General features: G+C 49.3%; 17 protein-coding genes. 13 read left to right on the top strand and 4 right to left on the bottom strand.

Annotation, left to right across the window (positions count from 1 at the left end):
- Nucleotides 1-30: 30 nt before the first annotated feature.
- Complete coding sequence (locus MYB54_RS08910; protein ID WP_039503428.1) at nucleotides 31-549, bottom strand: Hcp family type VI secretion system effector; 519 nt, start codon at nucleotides 547-549, stop codon at nucleotides 31-33.
- A gap of 622 nt (nucleotides 550-1,171) precedes the next feature.
- On the opposite strand from MYB54_RS08910, the gene MYB54_RS08905 reads away from it, so the two are divergent.
- Nucleotides 1,172-1,420, top strand: a complete 249-nt coding sequence (locus MYB54_RS08905) for a helix-turn-helix domain-containing protein (protein WP_226293120.1) — start codon at nucleotides 1,172-1,174, stop codon at nucleotides 1,418-1,420.
- A gap of 175 nt (nucleotides 1,421-1,595) precedes the next feature.
- Nucleotides 1,596-2,408: a toll/interleukin-1 receptor domain-containing protein gene (locus MYB54_RS08900; RefSeq protein WP_053221229.1), complete on the top strand. Its 813-nt coding sequence runs from the start codon at nucleotides 1,596-1,598 to the stop codon at nucleotides 2,406-2,408.
- Nucleotides 2,409-2,589: 181 nt separating this feature from the next.
- Here the strand turns inward: MYB54_RS08900 and MYB54_RS08895 are convergent, their stop codons facing one another.
- On the bottom strand, nucleotides 2,590-3,936 hold the full coding sequence (locus tag MYB54_RS08895; protein WP_053221228.1) for an RES family NAD+ phosphorylase: 1,347 nt from the start codon (nucleotides 3,934-3,936) through the stop codon (nucleotides 2,590-2,592).
- A 176-nt stretch (nucleotides 3,937-4,112) separates the two neighbouring features.
- Here MYB54_RS08895 and MYB54_RS08890 point away from each other — a divergent pair, with 176 nt between their 5' ends.
- The 4 genes from MYB54_RS08890 (at nucleotide 4,113) to MYB54_RS08875 (ending at nucleotide 9,306) form a co-directional block, all read left to right on the top strand.
- Complete coding sequence (locus MYB54_RS08890) at nucleotides 4,113-6,476, top strand: type I restriction endonuclease (RefSeq protein WP_248721825.1); 2,364 nt, start codon at nucleotides 4,113-4,115, stop codon at nucleotides 6,474-6,476.
- A 1,116-nt stretch (nucleotides 6,477-7,592) separates the two neighbouring features.
- Complete coding sequence (locus tag MYB54_RS08885) at nucleotides 7,593-8,507, top strand: hypothetical protein (RefSeq protein ID WP_248721824.1); 915 nt, start codon at nucleotides 7,593-7,595, stop codon at nucleotides 8,505-8,507.
- Between the two features lie 36 nt (nucleotides 8,508-8,543).
- Entirely contained in the window at nucleotides 8,544-8,852 is a 309-nt protein-coding gene (locus tag MYB54_RS08880; protein ID WP_205594110.1) for a hypothetical protein, read from the top strand.
- A gap of 61 nt (nucleotides 8,853-8,913) precedes the next feature.
- The gene (locus MYB54_RS08875) at nucleotides 8,914-9,306 is read left to right on the top strand and encodes a hypothetical protein (protein WP_014915759.1); all 393 of its coding nucleotides are present in this window, start codon (nucleotides 8,914-8,916) and stop codon (nucleotides 9,304-9,306) included.
- 77 nt (nucleotides 9,307-9,383) lie between these two features.
- Here the strand turns inward: MYB54_RS08875 and narP are convergent, their stop codons facing one another.
- Nucleotides 9,384-10,016: a nitrate/nitrite response regulator protein NarP gene (gene narP, locus MYB54_RS08870; RefSeq protein WP_014915760.1), complete on the bottom strand. Its 633-nt coding sequence runs from the start codon at nucleotides 10,014-10,016 to the stop codon at nucleotides 9,384-9,386.
- An 86-nt stretch (nucleotides 10,017-10,102) separates the two neighbouring features.
- Nucleotides 10,103-11,821, bottom strand: a complete 1,719-nt coding sequence (gene narQ / locus MYB54_RS08865; RefSeq protein WP_248721823.1) for a nitrate/nitrite two-component system sensor histidine kinase NarQ — start codon at nucleotides 11,819-11,821, stop codon at nucleotides 10,103-10,105.
- A 352-nt stretch (nucleotides 11,822-12,173) separates the two neighbouring features.
- On the opposite strand from narQ, the gene napF reads away from it, so the two are divergent.
- Genes napF through napC form a run of 7 tightly spaced genes read left to right on the top strand, consistent with a single transcriptional unit; the run spans nucleotide 12,174 to nucleotide 18,118 of the window.
- Nucleotides 12,174-12,710, top strand: coding sequence for a ferredoxin-type protein NapF (napF, locus tag MYB54_RS08860; protein ID WP_094433515.1), 537 nt, complete (start codon nucleotides 12,174-12,176; stop codon nucleotides 12,708-12,710).
- Complete coding sequence (gene napD / locus MYB54_RS08855) at nucleotides 12,707-13,027, top strand: chaperone NapD (RefSeq protein ID WP_205594112.1); 321 nt, start codon at nucleotides 12,707-12,709, stop codon at nucleotides 13,025-13,027. Before napF ends, napD begins: the two co-directional genes overlap by 4 nt.
- Nucleotides 13,024-15,510 carry a nitrate reductase catalytic subunit NapA gene (napA, locus tag MYB54_RS08850; protein WP_206556020.1) on the top strand — a complete coding sequence of 829 codons (2,487 nt, stop codon included), beginning with the start codon at nucleotides 13,024-13,026 and terminating at the stop codon, nucleotides 15,508-15,510. Before napD ends, napA begins: the two co-directional genes overlap by 4 nt.
- Nucleotides 15,507-16,208: a ferredoxin-type protein NapG gene (napG, locus tag MYB54_RS08845; RefSeq protein WP_206556026.1), complete on the top strand. Its 702-nt coding sequence runs from the start codon at nucleotides 15,507-15,509 to the stop codon at nucleotides 16,206-16,208. The genes napA and napG overlap by 4 nt, the downstream gene beginning before the upstream one ends.
- Nucleotides 16,195-17,058, top strand: a complete 864-nt coding sequence (gene napH, locus MYB54_RS08840) for a quinol dehydrogenase ferredoxin subunit NapH (protein ID WP_248721822.1) — start codon at nucleotides 16,195-16,197, stop codon at nucleotides 17,056-17,058. The genes napG and napH overlap by 14 nt, the downstream gene beginning before the upstream one ends.
- Complete coding sequence (napB, locus tag MYB54_RS08835) at nucleotides 17,055-17,507, top strand: nitrate reductase cytochrome c-type subunit (protein ID WP_039289043.1); 453 nt, start codon at nucleotides 17,055-17,057, stop codon at nucleotides 17,505-17,507. The genes napH and napB overlap by 4 nt, the downstream gene beginning before the upstream one ends.
- 8 nt (nucleotides 17,508-17,515) lie before the next feature.
- Entirely contained in the window at nucleotides 17,516-18,118 is a 603-nt protein-coding gene (gene napC / locus MYB54_RS08830) for a cytochrome c-type protein NapC (protein WP_010276503.1), read from the top strand.
- Nucleotides 18,119-18,808: the final 690 nt, after the last annotated feature.

Below are 18,808 nucleotides of genomic sequence, written 5' to 3'. Positions count from 1 at the left end.
GGGACAAGCCCGGGTAAAAAAACAGAAAGACTACGCTTCGACCGGTGTACGCCAGTCGTCAGAGCCGGAGGTACCGGCAACCGTGTGTTCCCAGTCAACCTTGCGGTAGGCCAGCGACACTTCGATTAACTGGGTGTAATCCAGTTTGGACGGGTCCTGGCAGTGCGGCATCTGGCAGTTGATGTCGACGATGGTGGCGTCGGTCAGCACAGTAGAGAAGAAGTGCTCCTGCTTCCCTTCAACCGACGTGCGGTACCACTTCAGGGTGACGGTCGGCAGCATTTCACCTGAGGCCAGGGCGTTGTACATCAGCGGAACCGCTTTGTTCAGCGCGACAGTGAACTTGAACGGCTTGTGTACGCGCTGGCCGGATGGCTGACCAGACTGTGGGTCGGTTGGTACGGTGACGATGTGTTTGAATTCCTGCACCAGCATTTCATCTTCGTGGCCTTCCACATAGATGTTGCCGACAGAATCAGACGTGAAAGCCCCTGCGGTGATGTTGCCCTGCGTTTTACCTTCGATGCTGATATAGCATGGAGTTGGCATAGTTTTGCTCCTTGTTGTTGAACGTGATGAGTAACTTCACGCTCTGCATAGCAATTCGCATGCCAACTTCTATCTCATTGTTTTTACTAAATAATCACTTAATCCAAATTTTCCCTAAGCAAAATTTGAGCAAGAAGTTGCGCAGACCTCGTGAAAAAACGGCATCCATTGCGCAAAAAGTGATTTACACCAGAAAGTGAGCAAGAAGTTGCGCAGAATGCGCAGTTATGCTGAAAGTTTGAATTAGGAATATGAGATGACCATCTCTTTGAAGAAAATGATCGATTAATTTCTGTCTATCGCCTTTATCAGGGCATTTATTGTCTGCATCCTCATTGAAACTTGCAGATACAGAACCAGCCAATTCATCCACTATTTGATTTGAGAATGCTGCAAATTTCACTTATCTTAGTTATGCCTTTGGCAAAATCCATTGGCGGGGATTTGCAGCCCCAAACCATGTTTCCCATCAGCGTTCACGCGCTGGTGTGCTTGAGTACGTCTGTTATGGCGGTTCAGGCAGGGGAGGATTCGTCCTCGCCGGAACTTGGAAACATGGCCGGTACTGCAAACCCTGTCTGAATCGCCACCAGCAGTAAGACTCAGGGTTAATTCTATGACGATGAATAAGCAGGACTGGCACAACGCCGATATCATTGCAGGCCTTCGTAAAAAACACACCACACTGGCTGCTCTATCCCGACAAGCAGGACTCAGTTCCTCTACCCTCGCTAACGCACTAACGCGATCCTGGCCAAAAGGTGAACGACTGATAGCAGATGCGCTCGGTGTGGAACCTGCTGAGATCTGGCCCAGCCGGTATTTCGATGACGATGGCAATAAACTGGAAAGAAAAACCAGAAATAGTTGATTGACTTGTACTCCACGCCAAGGAAGCAGTCACTCCGCATACCGTGGGGAGTGACTCTAAAGAAGTACCGCTAACACATACTTCATGAAAAATTAACCGGGACATAAAATTGAAAATCAGCCACTACCATACGAATATTTAAGATTGTATTAGGCCAAAAACTAAAGGACGAGACATGTTTAATATCCTGATCAGCGCAAATAAAACGGCTTGGGAAACCGAGTCTTGGATGCAAATCCTTAAAGAAAGATTTAAAGAATATAGTGGTTATGAATGTGAAGAAATTTCCTTGGACAACCCCAGCGATCTTAAATCATTGGAAAAACTGCAAACATTTCTTCTGTATGAGCATGGCATGGAAAACACATCAAAAAAGATCCGTGTAGGCCACATGAGGGACATAAAAATAAGAGAACCATACATATGCTTTCGTTTTTCAGAAAACGGTTATATTTCATCTGAAAGTTTTGAAGAATTAAAAAATGGGCTAAGAATATCCAGAAGTGAAATGGGACGTACTCACTGGGCAATTAAAGACGGAAGTGTCCCACAAAACATAATGGCAAAAATTCACCCCACTCCCAAGGCATACGATGTCGTACTCTCATTTGCAGGAGAGGATAGAGCATATGTCGCCCAAGTAGCTGATTACTTAGCAAGCAAGGGGGTAGATACTTTTTATGACGAATACGAAACCACAACACTCTGGGGCAAGGATCTAGTTGAGCATTTGGAAAGTGTTTACCGTCGACAAGGGCGGTTCTGCATAATGTTTATTTCAAAACATTATGCTAAGAAAATGTGGACCCGCCATGAAAGAAAATCAGCGCTATCTCGTGCAATTGAAGAACGGGCAGAGTACGTCCTCCCTGTCAGGTTTGATGACACAGAGATACCAGGATTACTCCCTACAATAGGGTATCTGGATTTACGTCAACGTTCACCTGAATATCTCGGGGAGAGAATTCTTGAGAAATTAGGCCGCTAATCAGGAATACTTACTTTATTCGGAGCAGAGTGCCACTCAACCATAGGCAATTTTATGGAGTGCATTCAGATTTAATGTTTAGCACCTGCACCGAAATCTATAACAAAGAACCCCATATAAAAACCCTTACCCCCATCTATCCTCTTGAAGGTAATAAAATTAGCAACTTGGATTTCGATCTTTAACAGCGATCATTAAATGAAGAAACACACTCCACCGTGTAAGGTTTACTTTCATACCGCACTGCTCTAATCTCATGAATGACAATTGAATCCCGCCGCAATGATAAAGCAGGGCTCAACAGGCGATACCCGTACCAATTTTCATCTCTATCCTTGAACAAGATGGCAGGGTGAAACCATTTCTGAGGACCATCTTCCTCATACTCCCACAGTGCAATCTCTGCAGTTTCGCCACTCTCCTCCGCGTCCGCGACCTCACTGGCCTTTCGGAACAACACGACGTTATCACCAACTGGTGGTTCATCTGGACGTGTACTTTGTGCTGAAGGGTAGATAATACCGTCAAGATTTAATCGGCAATGTGCTGCAAGATAATCAGCGACGACTTGTGTGACGAGGTAGTCTCGATCCTGCAGTTCAGGTACAACTGGTGCCGAGAGACGATGGCCCAATGTTCTTAGGAAGTCTCGCCGCTCCACCGCCGGACGTGTCGCAGCATCAAATAGGCTTGCCCCCGACTGTAGGTCTACAGCCATCAGCCTGCGGAGATCCAAGAGGCGTAATGGTCGAATGACATCAAAAGCAGCAAGTGCAATCCGACTCCCCACAGATGGACGCACCTCTGCAATGCAGAGCTCTGGCGCTGTAGCTCCATAAAACGCGGGCTGACCCTGCCCATTCATGCGACCAGCAGCGCCAATTCCTGCAATCGGAGAACCAAGAAATCGTTCTGGCCACTGGAGCGCAGCTGCCAAAGCCTCCTCCGTTTGAAACACCCGTCCCCGATATAGCGTATCCAATGATTTTCCTGGGCCAACCTCCACCACAACAGGCTGCCCATCCTTATCACGATCGCTGTTCAACTCACCGAAAATCCTGTCAAGCAGCTCAATTGCCTTGGGGTTGAAATAGCGGACGTCAGAACGCAAACTTTCTTCCATCTTCTGCCAAGCATAACCAAGCTGTTCAGCTATCGAAGACCTGAGCACAAACCAAGGGTCATCATCGCCATAACGAAACTCTTCCAAATCGTCGTCATACCAAAAACTGTTCAAATATTCTATAACGACATCAACAGCTTCTTTCGGCATCCTGGTCAAATTTGAAATTGTCGTATGAAGATCATATCCAGCAGGAGTACGGTCAAAGTGAATGACTGCCATGGTGTTGCTGGACAGTTCAAAAAATGTATCAATAATGTTTTCGCAGCGTTGCGCAACCATCCAAAGGTCTGAGGCTGGCTCGTCACTATTGCAGTACTCGCAGGTATTTTCGTGTGTTGCCGCATCTCGCACCAAACGCTGTAAATATTGCTCTCCCACACAATCCGCGCATATAAAACTCATAACTCCTCCTTTATAAAGACTCCGACCCGAATCATATCAACCGATAACACGCACTCAGCCATATTTTATTAACCAATATATTCTTTATAAGAAAAAATAAATTATTATCAAGACGAAAAATAAATACCTAAGATCCAATAACATTTCAAATAGAGCAAGTAATTAGGGAGTTAATAATGACAATAAAACAGGCTACAACTGAAGAAACAGAGGCTGATCTGGAGGCTCGTATCCATGCGGCAATCAATACGGCATTCCCATCTCTTCCCTGCGGCACAATCAAGCATCAGATAAAATTCAGCTTCAAATTCGGACGGCAGACACTGGTAGTGGATAACGGAAAATCCCGTGCTGAAGCCAAGCTTGATATCCTGCTCGAACACAATGGGACCCCTCTAGCTGTCATGGAACTAAAAAGACCTGGTGTCGTGCTGAGCACCGAAGATGGCGCTCAGGGTTTGTCTTACGCTAGATTGGTGCAGCCCCCTGCTCCACTCGTGGTAGTCACTAACGGTACAGAGGTTACATTTCTGGAAACTGCCACGGGAACTCCCTGGCAGCCGGAAACTCCAAGCGAGGAAAGCTTCAAAAAACTCATAACACAAGCCAGCCGTGTAGCCAAAGCTGACATTCGTCATGCAGTCAATACTCTGATGGGCACATCACCAGAAGTATGGATGCAAGCTGTCAGGCATGTTTCCTCTAGCTTAATCAATGAACTGACAGCATCTAAAGATGAGCCAGCCCGTCCGTTTAATAACGATTTTCTCATCCCACGCAGCGCCACCAATGAGTTATGGCTGAATCTGATCGCAGGGAAACGCTTACTTGTCCTTGAAGGGCCGCCCTTGTCTGGCAAGAGCAACGTGCTGCGAGAGCTGTGCCAGCGTACAGAGTACAACAACACCATCGCTACACTTTATGTTGAGGCAGGTAGCGGGCGCGGCGCATTGCAAACACTTGCCGATGCTATCTCACACTCTCTAGATTGGCCTGTGTCACCCACAGAGGCACGCGAATGGCTCATTCGGGTTTCGCAACATGAGGATACACGACTCGTTCTGGCATTTGATGGCATGCAGGCAACTGATGAGACAACAATACGAGAAATCGAAGACTTTTCGTCCGCCACCTTTGGGTCATCCTTGTCAGTGGTCATAGCGATGGATGAACCAGCAGCACAAAGCATTCTCGCATCGCCCAACCAGCGCTCACAATCACCTCTGGGCCGCCGAGCAAAAACAGTGTATGTAGGGTATTTGGGCGATAACGAGTTCAAACTTGCCCAATCGCTTCTTGGTAAACACCGCGTATACCTTATGAAAGGTGCCGATATGGCACCGGAGTACCGAGACGCCTGGGTACTAAGAGCAGTTTGGAATACTGCACAGACCCAGCTAGCAGATAAAGCAGAAAATCAGGCTCTATATTCACCGTCGCTATTGGGGCTACAACTATTTGAACTTGTGCGTGAGCGGTTCTTTGGCAATCATGAGTTGCGCCGGAGATTCAGAAGTCTGGCTCGCTCGATGCTGACAGATGCTCAGGACTCAACCCGCCCCTATGAGCTTGTGCTTCAGCAAATTGAAATGGGAATCATCCGCCGCGAGGCAGCCAACGCAGAACTGGGATCTGATGACCTACAGTGGCTAATCACACATGGCTATGTTCGCCCTGGCATGGACGAAGTAGCTGGCGCAACGATTCTGGTTCGACTTCCTGAGTTACTAGCAAGCGAGATGGCGTATGCACTTGCAGATGAACTGACCGCACATGTCAAAGTCGGCTTAGATGAAGCTGCAGCCTGGATTGCTGGCGCAGCAAGCAACCTGCCACTGGGTGAAGTAGTAGCGGCACAAGCCATCATTGATACCGCCAAACGCTCAACAGGGCTACCCATCGGTCTAATCAGTGCATTGTTGAAAACCCAACCAGAGAGAGAAACTCTTAGTGTCGGTAGCCGCTACACGATGATGCATCCCAATGGCATCATGATTGATGTAGAGATCAAGTCCAATACCAAGGGGATTATTGTTCTAGACGGCGAGCAGCATGAAATCGATCTTGATGACGAAGATCTCGTAACATACAAGAATATCTATCCTTGGCTAATCCTATCTCATATTGCATCCATACCCTTCGAGATTCAAGATGAACATGGATCAACACGAAAAGATCCGAATCTGCTGCTCCAAATTGGAACCTCCCCCTTACCACTGCGAGGAAATCGCGGGCCACAATCCCTCCGAATGATTCCAACCATTGACATGCCAGAAGGCGTGTCAGTTGTGGATTCCGATGCAGGCATCATTGAGCCCATTACGCTTGGCATCCTCAACTATCTATCCAGCACCGAAGCTCAAGCGGACGACTGGATCACAGCAGCCACCAGTCTCAACTCGATTTCCTTATTTTCTCGTGTAAGTACAGCGCTCTGGATACTAGCCGAGTTCGACACACACGAAAGAAGCGATTGGGCGAAAACCAAACTTCAAACAATCGTTCATCCAAAACTGAGAGAGGCCATATCCAATATATAAAAATATTCGCCACTGAGCTGCTCGTAATTAATCAGCATTTCTAGCAAAGTCCATAGCGCTGCTCAAAAATCAGGTCATAATCTGTAATAACTTTTGATTGAGGGCGGAATTGAAGAATCCGCCCTTCATCTAGATCAGGCTAGGAAGCTCTCTACATTGTCACTCTTCTAACCAATCGTCTAACACTTTCGCGAACAGAATTGGAAATATAAGGCAATGACACATTGCGCTCTGCATCCGTATATTGTTGCAGAAGCAAGGCCTGCACCACATTTCCCATATTAGCAGACGTAACGATGTCGATAGCAGACCTGTTTCCCCATTGATTAATACACCATAATACTTGAGAACATCGTTCTGCATAGGGCAACCTCTGGGTTGCTCTACCATCAACTTCCTGATGTACATATTCTCAACTAACTGAGTGATTCCCCTTCGCTTCAGCAATCACGGCCTTCTGTATTCGCGGAAAGCTATGAACATGCTATCTGACCGGAACCATTCTGGTAGAAACGCTTACTGCAACCTTGCTATAGCTTTAAAATAAGTCCACAATGAAGTCCACTAGTTGTACTAGTGATAGAATAAATTTTGTTAAATCAAAGAGTCAGATACTGGATGTTAGTCCACTCGGTCGTACCAATTCATGTTCTATAAATATTACCCTACGCCCGTAGGTTAATGAATGTGAATTGAAATTCTCCCTACTCGTATCTTGTTAATTTCATAATAACTAGTTTAATTTCAATTTTTCACATATTTTAAACATTCCTTAGCATGGGTAAAAACTACCACTTCTAAAAAATATTTATCTAAGCCAACAATAAAACCTCATAGAAATACAAACCATTTCTTGCTAATTCTTTATTTTATAACCTGTTACACATTTAATTCATCACCATTTCTAACACAACCGAGAAGAAATTTGTTGATTTGTCAAAAAATATTGGATAATGTTATTTTTTCAAAAAAATATAATTTATACTGTATGAAGATTAGATAGCTGGCAATAATCCCTAAAAAATCATTCGTCATAAAAAATTAATTTTTTCTTAGGTATAATTCCAGCCTAAATCGAAAATGAATTTAACAGATAAAATAAAGGATCTCTCTGAAATGAGGAGAAAATTTGGTGTCACAACTCTTGTTGCATTTATAATAACAGTACCCGGAATTATCACACCAATAATCTGGGATTATTACAATGGGAAAAAGGGCATCTCTTTAACTTTAGTTTCTTATAGTAAGATAATTTCTCCTATGACAGATGTTGACGGTTTGGAATTTATATACAAAAATAAGAAATTGAATGCTCTATCGAAGGCAACCTTCTTAATTGAGAATACTGGAAGTACTCCAGTACTTGAGTCTGATATTGTCACACCAATCAAGATTAAATTCCCATATGGAGGGAACATTCTTGATACAACAATCGACTCAATGATTCCAAGCAATCTTGATTTTTCCTTGATGAAGGACACTCAAGAAGTAATAATAAATTTCTCGTTATTAAACCCCGGAGATAAAGCATTTATCAGTTTGCTTACAGATTCAAAAGAAATTAATTTTGAAGCTTCAGCGAGAATAGTAGGTATAAATGAAATTAATATTAACTATGAGCCTCCTAAGACTTTAACTATCTGGGCTTTTTTTTGGATTCCTGTAGGTTTTTCATCTTTAGTTTTACTCTTAGCTTCATTAAATGGATTTTACCAATATCCGAAAGAATTTAGAATAAAGAAACTTTTAAGAAGAAATCAATTCTTAATCCCTAAATTTATTTCATATGAAGATGCCTATTTGTGGGTTGAAGAAAACTTTGACTTTGCAACAAGTGATGAAATAGCATCAATTATTCAATATTTGAAAGGGATAGAAGAGAATAACGGCGACATTAATAATAATTCTCTATTATCCGTCATACGTAAATCAGTTCTAAACAGCCTCAATAATCTAATAGTAGGTTTAATTGTTTTTTCCATCGGCCTCTTTGGGATTTATTATTCATTAATCTCAATGGGGTATTTATAAAATATCTAACCACATAGCAACAGAAAGGAAAATATCATGCCAATTAAGAAGCACGATTTGGATAAAATGAATGAAGCGATAAAAAATGGTAGCACAATATCCAATTTAGCAAAAAAATATCAAGAATATGACTATTGGGAAATCTACTGGGAAGTCAATGATGCAAGTTTTCTCGGTAAGAAACGTACGATAACAAACCGGATAAAAAAACTGATTACTACTAAAACAATAGCAGAAAGGGAAATCCTAGCTGAAGAGGCACAAGCGCTATTGGATGAGCTATACGATAATCTTAAAAACAATAGCAAAAAACTTATAGATATAGATCGCATCCTTAGAAAATAGAAAAAAATCCAGCCACGAAGATGGTTTTCTATTTTTAAATTACACATGAAGGAGATATGCAGTGAAATCTTCATTACGTCAAGGTCATGCCCATATCAATGTAGGGTACAATGACGGAGATTATTCAAATAACATTTCTGGAAAGAATTTTGAAATTGAACATGATTCATCCATTACTCGAATACACATAGATATTGAATCAAATATAAAAGTTAGAAATAAAAACAACAACTCTTACGAAGATACACAGGATCTTATCCTGAAGTCAGAAAAGGTAAAATCCGTTCAAATTAATGAGGAAAAAGTAATTAAGAATATATTAAATTATTATAAAAAGCATCCTAATAAATCTTGGGAACTTGAGCTACATACTGGACAAAATACATCATTAAAATATACAGTAAAATTATATTCTGAGCTAGAGAGTTTGTTTTTGGTGGTGATTGAAACATAACAGTTACAATCACCCCATCAAATAATACCAACCCAGATAAAGCATCTTGCCATCTTTCAGATAACAACACCGCGGCCTTACTGGCCGCGCGTTTCCAGATACAGCACCGTGGCGGCGACGCGGGAGCGTACGTTGAGTTTGCGCAGCATGTTGCGGATATGCACTTTTACCGTCTCTTCTGAGATATACAGTACACTCGCGATTTGCTTGTTGGATAGCCCAGAGGCCACTTCCTGCAACACATCCAGTTCGCGCTCCGTCAATACGGTAAAGGGCGACGGCGTGTCCTGTATGGCGATACGGTGGCGCAGCACCTCCCGCACCTGTTCGCTGAAAGCATCACCGTTACGAATGGCATCCAACAAATGTTCCGGTGCACTGTCTTTAAGCAGATAGCCATCGGCTCCCGCATCCATCAGCGCATAAATATCGCTGGGCGCATCGGAGACCGTCAGCACAATGACGCGGGCGCAGATCCCATCGCGCCGCAGCGCGTGAAGCGTATCCAACCCGCTCAATCCTTTCATGTTGAGATCGAGCAAGATGATATCGGGCGAATCCCGATTCGCGAGGCTCAGCGCCTCCATGCCATTACTGGCTTCCCCGATCACATCAAAAATGGCATCGGTTGCCAGTAGCTGACGGATTCCCCGGCGCATAAGCGGATGATCGTCGACGATCAACACACGATAAGATGGTTTTTCTGACATGCCCAGCCCCAATGTAATATGGATCTTATTATTTTTATTTATGATTTATCCCCTTCATACTTCAAGCAGCCTGCTTCCCACTCGACTTATTCAGGGTAGAGATTGTTCGTGTTGTCACGTTCACGCGCGGTCGTCGGCGTCGAAAAACAGACGCTAACCTGCGTCCCCCCTTCAGGATGAAGGCCGATAGATAACTTTCCGCCTAACCGTTCGGCGCGTTCCTGCATAATATTTAAGCCGTAATGTCCCGCAGGTTCCTCCTGATTGATAATGCCGCAGCCGTCATCACGAATATCAACACAGTGACGACCATCGGGCTGCGTACGGCAGTTGACGGTAATCGCCGTCGCCTGCGCATGTTTAATGGCGTTCAGCACCGCTTCACGGATGATTTGCAGCAGGTGAACCTGCTGTGATGCATCCAACGCCTGCGTAGGGATTCTACAGTCAATTGTAATGGTCGCCGGGGTCTGCGCACGCAGTGGCTCAATCATTTCCTGCATCGCCGCTGGCAAATCGGCCTGTTGCAGCGTCAGTCGGAATGTGCCCAGCAGTTCACGCAGCTGACGATACGCATCGCTGAGCGCCTGCTCGAAATCAGTGATGATCTGCCGGGCCTGCGCATTTTCTTCCGCTACCGAACGCTTTAATAGCGTCATCTGGATATTCAGATAAGAAAGCACCTGAGCCAGCGAATCATGCAGTTCACGCGCAATCGTGGCACGCTCTTCCATCAGTAACAGCTGCTGGTAGTGCTTCTGTGCCTGATTGAAATAGAGGCCGCGACCCAGCATATTCGCGACGCTTTCCATCAGCTGCGCCGACGGCTGCTGCGTTGATGACTGCCACCGTAGTTGCCCAAACTCAACGTCTTGCAAACAGATGGGCAAGGCCTGCCACGCCGTCTGTTCATCTGGCTGGCCTTCACATAACCGCCAGTTCTCCCCGACCCGCATTTCCAGACAGCCGACCGTTTCATAGCGGCGAACAATTTGCAGAATCTGCTGAAAACAATGTCTGTCGATCGTACTGACGTTCATCGCCTGAGAACAGTTGTACAGCACCTTCAGCATGCGGTTCACTTCCTGCAAGCGCAGCGTTTTCTGCCGAACTTTGTCTTCCAGAGAACGATAGAGCTTTTGCAGTTCGTCAGTCATGCTACTGAAGGTTTGCGCCAATAATCCCAATTCGTTAGGCAGATTGACGTCCAGCCGCGAATGGGTGAAACGCCCCTTCTCAATGGACGCACAGGCCGCCATCAGCTTATTCAACGGCACGACCACCTGACGACGAATGCGACGCAGCGTAAAGAAGATCAGTATATAGATAGTGATCGAGCCAATTATTGATGTCACAACGACTATCATCATCTTGCGTTCGGAATAATGCTGCAACGCTAGTACAAAGCGATCGATCTGCGTGACGTATCCGACAATATTGTCCTGATACCACACGCGATCCCCCGCGTTCAGACGCTCGTCCATTGTTTTCCAGCTCTGCAATAGCGCCGCATAACGATCGCGCACATCGCGTGGCACATACCAGCGATCCAGCAGATGAAAAACCGGGGAATCCAGCGTTTGCGCATAGAGGCGGCGATGCGATGCTAATTCTGCACGATCGCCCTGTAGGTCATACCCCATACGATAGCTTTGCATTCGCATGGAACCGGCAACGTTGATCGCTTCTGCATCGCGTAAACCGCTGGCTAACGTCAGTAGCGCAATGCCCGTCGTCAGAAATGAAAGCAGCGCGATATAAAAAAACGCGCGAGCCAGGCTGGTAGAAACAGGACGTTTAACCATCACGACGAATAATCCTCTTTGGCATCATACAGACTCTAATACCCTAAATAATTCGAGTTGCAGGAAGGCGGCAAGAGAATGAGTCCCGATGAGCTTACTCAGGTAAGTGATTCGGGTGAGTGAACGCAGCCAACGCACATGCAGCTTGAAGTATGACGGGTATTTACTATCACGATCCCCACACGCTCCCGCAAGCCAATGAGACGCGAATCCCACATAAGCTTGATCCGGCACCACCATTTACCTCTAAAGGGTGATTATCGCATACAGCCTAAGAGGAATAGTGTAACCCCTACAAAAACAGCGTGTTTTTTATTGGATATTTCATTGCGTGCCAGAGCGAAAAACTGCCATGACTAACCTTTCCCGGCGTTCCTTACTAACTGGTGGCCTACAGCGGGCAGATAACGCGTTGCGTCCGCCGTGGAGCGGTGCAGAAAGCCAGTTCCTGAGCCAGTGCACGCGCTGCAACGTCTGCGTAGATGCCTGCGGATCGGGGATTATCCAGCGTGGTTCGGGCGGTTTTCCCACCATCGATTTTCAGCGCGGCGAATGCACGTTCTGCTACGACTGCGCACGAGCCTGTCCACAAGCGCTATTCGCGGAGAGTCACACCACGCCGTGGGAATACCACCTGACGATTCAGGATGCCTGTTTATCACTGCATCAGGTGGAATGCCGCAGCTGTCAGGATGCATGTGAAACAGGCGCGATACGATTCCGGCCCACCATTGGGCGCGTTGCCGCACCGTCCATCGACAACGACGCCTGTACCACCTGTGGTGCATGCATTTCCGGGTGCCCTGTCGGTGCCATGTCGATGAAAAAAATCACCGCGGGATATCACACCGCGCCAGCGCGTCTCCCGACGCAACAGGAAAACCGATGAGCACAGTCTGGCATGTTTGCAGTGTAGTGGTTCACGTCAACACGGCGCAGATGGCAGCCGTTAGCGAGGCGTTAGCGACGCTGCCCAATGTAGAAGTGGGTGCCAGCGATAGCGATACCGGAAAAATGGTCGTGGTGCTGGAGTCAGATTCAGAAGACACGCTGTTAAAACAAATAGCGTCAATGCGCGAGCTTACAGGCGTACTGGCGGTTTCGCTGGTTTATCACCAGCTTGATGAACCGTCTTGTGATGAACAATCTTTTGCTTTCGATGAACAACCTCTTGATCAACAAGCTCAGGGTGAGGAAATACCATGAAACTCAGTCGACGACACTTTATGAAGGCGAACGCGGTCGCAGCGGCAGCCGCGGTCGCAGGCATCACCATACCCACCGCGGTTCGTGCCGTGACCGAACAGTCCGATGCTATCCACTGGGATAAAGCGCCTTGCCGCTTCTGTGGCGTAGGGTGCGGTGTGCTAGTGGGAACGCAAAACGGCCGCATCGTCGCCAGTCAGGGCGATCCCGAAGCGCCGGTTAACCGCGGATTAAACTGCATCAAGGGCTATTTCCTGCCAAAAATCATGTACGGGCAGGATCGCGTGACCCAGCCTTTACTGCGTATGCGTGACGGAAAATTCGATAAAGAAGGCGAATTTACTCCGATCTCCTGGGATCAGGCGTTTGACATCATGGCGGAGAAATTCAAAACCGCCCTGAAGGAAAAAGGCCCGAACGCGATAGGAATGTTTGGCTCTGGGCAATCGACAATTTGGGAAGGCTATGCGGCCGCCAAACTGTTCAAAGCGGGCTTCCGCTCCAACAATATTGACCCCAACGCACGCCACTGCATGGCATCAGCGGTCGTCGGCTTTATGCGTACCTTCGGTATGGATGAGCCGATGGGCTGCTACGACGACATCGAGCAGACCGATGCGTTTGTGCTGTGGGGCTCCAACATGGCGGAGATGCACCCGATTCTCTGGTCACGCATCACCGACCGCCGCCTGTCGAACAGCAATGTTACGGTCGCCGTGCTGTCCACTTATCAGCACCGCAGTTTTGAGCTGGCGGATAACGGCATGGTGTTTACGCCACAAACCGATCTGGCCATTCTCAATTATATCGCCAACTACATTATCCAAAACAATGCGGTGAACGAGGCCTTCTTTACCCGCCACGTGAACCTGCGCCGAGGCGTGACCGATATTGGCTACGGCCTGCGTCCGACACACCCGCTAGAAAAAGCGGCGAAAAATCCGGGTTCCGATGCGTCTGAGCCGATGAGTTTTGAAGAATACAAAGCCTTTGTCGCCGACTATACGCTGGAAAAAACGGTCGCGATCAGCGGCGTTCCCGCCGATCAGTTAGAAGCGCTGGCAAAACTCTACGCCGATCCGAAGAAGAAAGTGATCTCCTACTGGACGATGGGCTTTAACCAACACACGCGCGGCGTCTGGGCGAACAATCTGGTTTATAACATCCACCTGCTGACGGGCAAGATCTCTCAGCCGGGCTGCGGACCGTTCTCATTAACCGGTCAACCTTCTGCCTGCGGCACCGCGCGTGAAGTCGGCACTTTCGCCCACCGCCTGCCTGCGGACATGGTCGTCACTAACGAGAAACACCGCGCGATAGCGGAAAAACTGTGGCAGCTACCGACAGGCACAATTCCTGAAAAGATCGGCCTGCACGCCGTCGCACAAGATCGGGCGCTGAAAGACGGCACGCTGAATGCCTATTGGGTGATGTGTAACAACAACATGCAGGCCGGCCCGAACATCAATCAGGAGCGTATGCCGGGCTGGCGCGATCCGCGTAACTTTATCGTCGTATCCGACCCCTACCCGACGATCAGCGCATTGTCCGCTGACCTGATTTTGCCTACTGCGATGTGGGTGGAAAAAGAAGGTGCCTACGGCAACGCCGAGCGCCGGACGCAGTTCTGGCGTCAGCAGGTTAAAGCACCGGGCGAGTCAAAATCAGATCTGTGGCAGGTGGTGAGCTTTGCCAAGCGCTTCGCCGTAGAGGAAGTATGGTCGGAAGAACTTCTGGCGCAGAAACCCGCCTACCGTGGCAAAACGCTCTACGACGTGCTGTTTGCGAACGATGTCACCACGCGCTTCCCGCTCAGTGAATTAGCGGAAAATCAGCTGAACGACGAATCCCGTGACTTCGGTTTTTACCTGCAAAAAGGCCTGTTTGAAGAATACGCTGCGTTTGGCCGTGGGCACGGTCACGACCTGGCACCGTTCGATGACTACCACAAAGTGCGCGGGCTACGCTGGCCGGTGGTTAACGGTAAAGAAACGCAGTGGCGCTACAGCGAAGGGAACGATCCTTACGTCAAAGCGGGAGAAGCCTACCGTTTTTACGGTAAACCGGATGGCAAAGCGGTGATTTTCGCGCTGCCGTACGAGCCTGCCGCCGAAGCGCCGGACGAAGAATACGATCTCTGGCTCTCCACCGGTCGTGTTCTGGAGCACTGGCACACCGGCAGCATGACGCGTCGCGTACCGGAACTGCATCGCGCCTTCCCCGAAGCCGTGCTGTTTATGCACCCGCAGGATGCCAAAGCGCGCGATCTGCGTCGTGGTGAGAAAGTCCGCATTATCTCGCGCCGTGGTGAAGTCGTCTCGATTGTTGAGACACGTGGCCGCAATAAGCCACCGCGTGGGTTGGTGTATATGCCGTTCTTCGACGCTGCGCAGATGACTAACGTCCTGACGCTGGATGCGACCGATCCGCTGTCGAAAGAAACGGACTTTAAGAAATGTGCCGTCAAGCTGGCTAAGGTATAACGCGCATGGCACGCCCGGAGAATTCATCACCCGCTCGCCGTCGCTTTCTGCGTGACGCCGTCCGTGCCGTTGCTGGGTTATCAGCAGCGGTGACGGTTCTCGGCATTCAGCAGCGGCGCGCTCAGGCCGACGAACTCCGGCTGCGGCCACCGGGTGCGCTGTCTGAGGCGGCGTTTTCCGGTGCCTGCATACGCTGTGGCCAATGTGTTCAGGCCTGTCCGTACGACACGCTGAAGCTGGCAACGCTGGTCTCCGGTTCCGCAGCCGGTAGCCCTTACTTTGTCGCGCGCGATATCCCGTGCGAGATGTGTGAGGACATTCCCTGCGTGGTCGCCTGCCCCAGCGGAGCGTTACAGCCGCTGGAGGCTATTGATGACGCCCGCATGGGATTAGCGGTGCTGCTCGATCAGGAAAACTGCCTGAACTATCAGGGGCTGCGTTGCGATGTCTGCTATCGCGTCTGTCCTCTCATCGATAGCGCCATCACGCTGGAGCCAGAGCGCAATACCCGCACCGGAAAACATGCCCGTTTTCTGCCGACGGTGCATAGCGATGTCTGTACCGGCTGCGGCAAATGTGAAAAAGCCTGCGTGCTGGAACAGCCGGCGATCAAGGTCTTACCGCGCGCGCTGGCAAAAGGCGAACTCGGACATCACTACCGTTTCAGTTGGCTGGAGGCACGCGATGGCAAATCGTAAGCAGGACGCCGGACGAGAAGCCCGGGCGAAAAAAGGCTGGTGGCGCAGTCACCGCTGGCTGGTCTTACGCCGTCTGAGCCAGTCTCTGGTGCTGCTCATGTTCCTCAGCGGCCCGCTCTTTGGATTTTGGATCCTGCACGGCAACTACAGCGCCAGCCGCTTGCTCGACACCGTGCCGATCAGCGATCCGCTGATGGTGCTGCAAAGTCTGGCTAGCGGTCATCTGCCCGCCACGCTCGCGCTGGTCGGTGCGCTGATTATCGCGCTGAGCTATGCGCTGGCAGGCAAGCGCCTGTTCTGTAGCTGGGTCTGCCCGGTTAATCCGCTTACCGATTTAGCCGCCTGGCTACGTCGTCGTTTCGGCATCACTGCCTCGGCAACGATCCCCCGCAATCTGCGCTATCTGCTGCTGATCCTCATTCTGGCAGGAAGTGCGCTGACGGGCGGGCTGCTGTGGGAATGGGTCAACCCGGTTTCACTGATGGGTCGCGGGCTGATTTTCGGGTTTGGTGCAGGTATCTGGCTGCTGCTGGCGCTATTTCTGTTTGATTTGTGGGTCGTGGAACACGGCTGGTGCGGACACCTTTGTCCAACCGGCGCGCTGTATGGTGCGCTTGGCGGTAAAGGCGCGCTGGCTGTGGATGCCACTGAGCGTGAACGCTGTACGCGTTGTATGGACTGCTTTCATGTATGTCCAGAGCCACAGGTGCTACGCGCCCCCTTGCTTGATAAACACAGTCCGGCACAGGTTACTGACCGAGACTGCATAACATGCGGACGCTGTATTGATGTCTGCGCTGAAGACGTTTTTAAAATAACCCTTAGATGGAAATCGGGAGCAAAGTCATGAAAAGCCTGAGAATGGGATGGTTTCGCTGGATCACCGCCCTGGCGATAATGGGCAGTACAATAGTAGGTAGTGCAATCGCTACTGCACAGGTCGATTTAAGCCAATCGCCAGAAGTCGCCGCGACACAGCCGGGAAATAGCCGGATGCCGAAGCAGCAGGAGCGTATGGCGCTCAACTATGTCAACCAGCCACCGATGATCCCGCATAGCGTGGATGGCTATCAGGTCACCCCGACCTTTAACCGTTGCCTACAGTGTCACGGCGTGGAGAGCTATCGTTCCACCAGCGCCCCGCGCGTCAGCCCGACCCATTTTGTCGACAGAGACGGCAAGGTGCTGAGCAATGTCGCCCCTGCGCGCCATTTCTGTCTGCAGTGCCACGTGCCGCAGGCGGACAGCTCGCCGATTACCGGCAACACGTTCGCCCCTTCTAAAGGCTTTGGTCAGTGAGGTTTGCTATGAAACAACCAGGAAAAGTGGGACGGTTGTTGCGCCAGCTGTGGCAATGGTGGCGTCGCCCGAGTCGGCTGGCGCTGGGAACGTTGCTCATTATCGGCTTCGCGGGCGGTATTTTCTTTCTGGCAACATCCCAGAAAGGCATGGAAATGAGCAACAGCGAGGCGTTCTGCATCAGCTGTCATGAAATGCGCAATACCGTTTATCAGGAATATATGGAAACCGCGCACTACAGCAACCGCAGCGGCGTGCGCGCCACCTGCCCGGATTGTCACGTTCCGCATGAATTTGTGCCGAAAATGGTGCGTAAGATTCAGGCCAGTAAAGAGCTGTACGGCAAAATAATGGGCACGATTGATACGCCACAAAAATTTGAAGCTCATCGGCTGACAATGGCGCAAAGTGAATGGCGGCGCATGAAAAATAACAATTCTCAGGAATGCCGCAACTGTCACAACTTTGACTACATGGACTTCTCAGGGCAAAAAACCGTCGCGGCGGAGAAACACAGCGAAGCGATAAAACTCGGTCAAACCTGTATCGACTGCCACAAAGGCATCGCCCACAAACTGCCGGACATGCACGGCGTCAAAAGCGGGCTATAACCCGCCCCCTTCGTAACACTCGGGACGGCGTATGCCGTCCTATCGTTGCTGACAAAGTCCGGCGAGCGGGAGTAACGGATAGATCGTAAAGACGCTGTGAATACGTCCATGTACGCTCGGATTGCGCCATCCCTGGCGCAAACGCTTTACTCTTCTATTCCGTTACTCCCGTTTTCATTCTGCAAATAGAACGGTATAAGGACGGCATCCCCTTCAACATGAAGGCCGTCCACAGAAATCCTCCGTGCAGGCGGAGGAATCCCTTCACAAATAAAGATGTGCTAGGTTCAGTCTTTTGGTTTTATGGGGTTGGCTCGCGTAAAAAATCGCGCAGAGGTGTACATGACCGCCGGATGAGCGGCATGGACGCCGCGAAAGCCTGCGCCGCGTCTGGAGCGCGTCGCAGGCGGTCCGAACAGCGGGCGTGAACACCGAAGGCACCGCGAAGCGGCGCGATTTACCGCGAAAAGCCAGGGGTCGCGGGGCGACGGCAATTGAGCCGCCCCGCGTCGGGCGCGTGCTGCAACGGTTGCAGAAAAAACCGTAGGTAATGCGCACGAAACCTTCACACTACTGACAGAAACGACTGAGATTCCAAATCCATATCCGTGATAAACCATCCGAGTCTGAACGGAAACAACGAAGTTGGAAGAGATAAATTGTCGGATAACAAAAGGGCGATATATCGCC

The organism is Pectobacterium nicotianae (assembly GCF_023272715.1).
In the GTDB taxonomy this organism is placed as follows: Bacteria; Pseudomonadota; Gammaproteobacteria; order Enterobacterales; family Enterobacteriaceae; genus Pectobacterium; species Pectobacterium brasiliense.
This window is presented reverse-complemented; position numbering and strand designations above follow the sequence as displayed.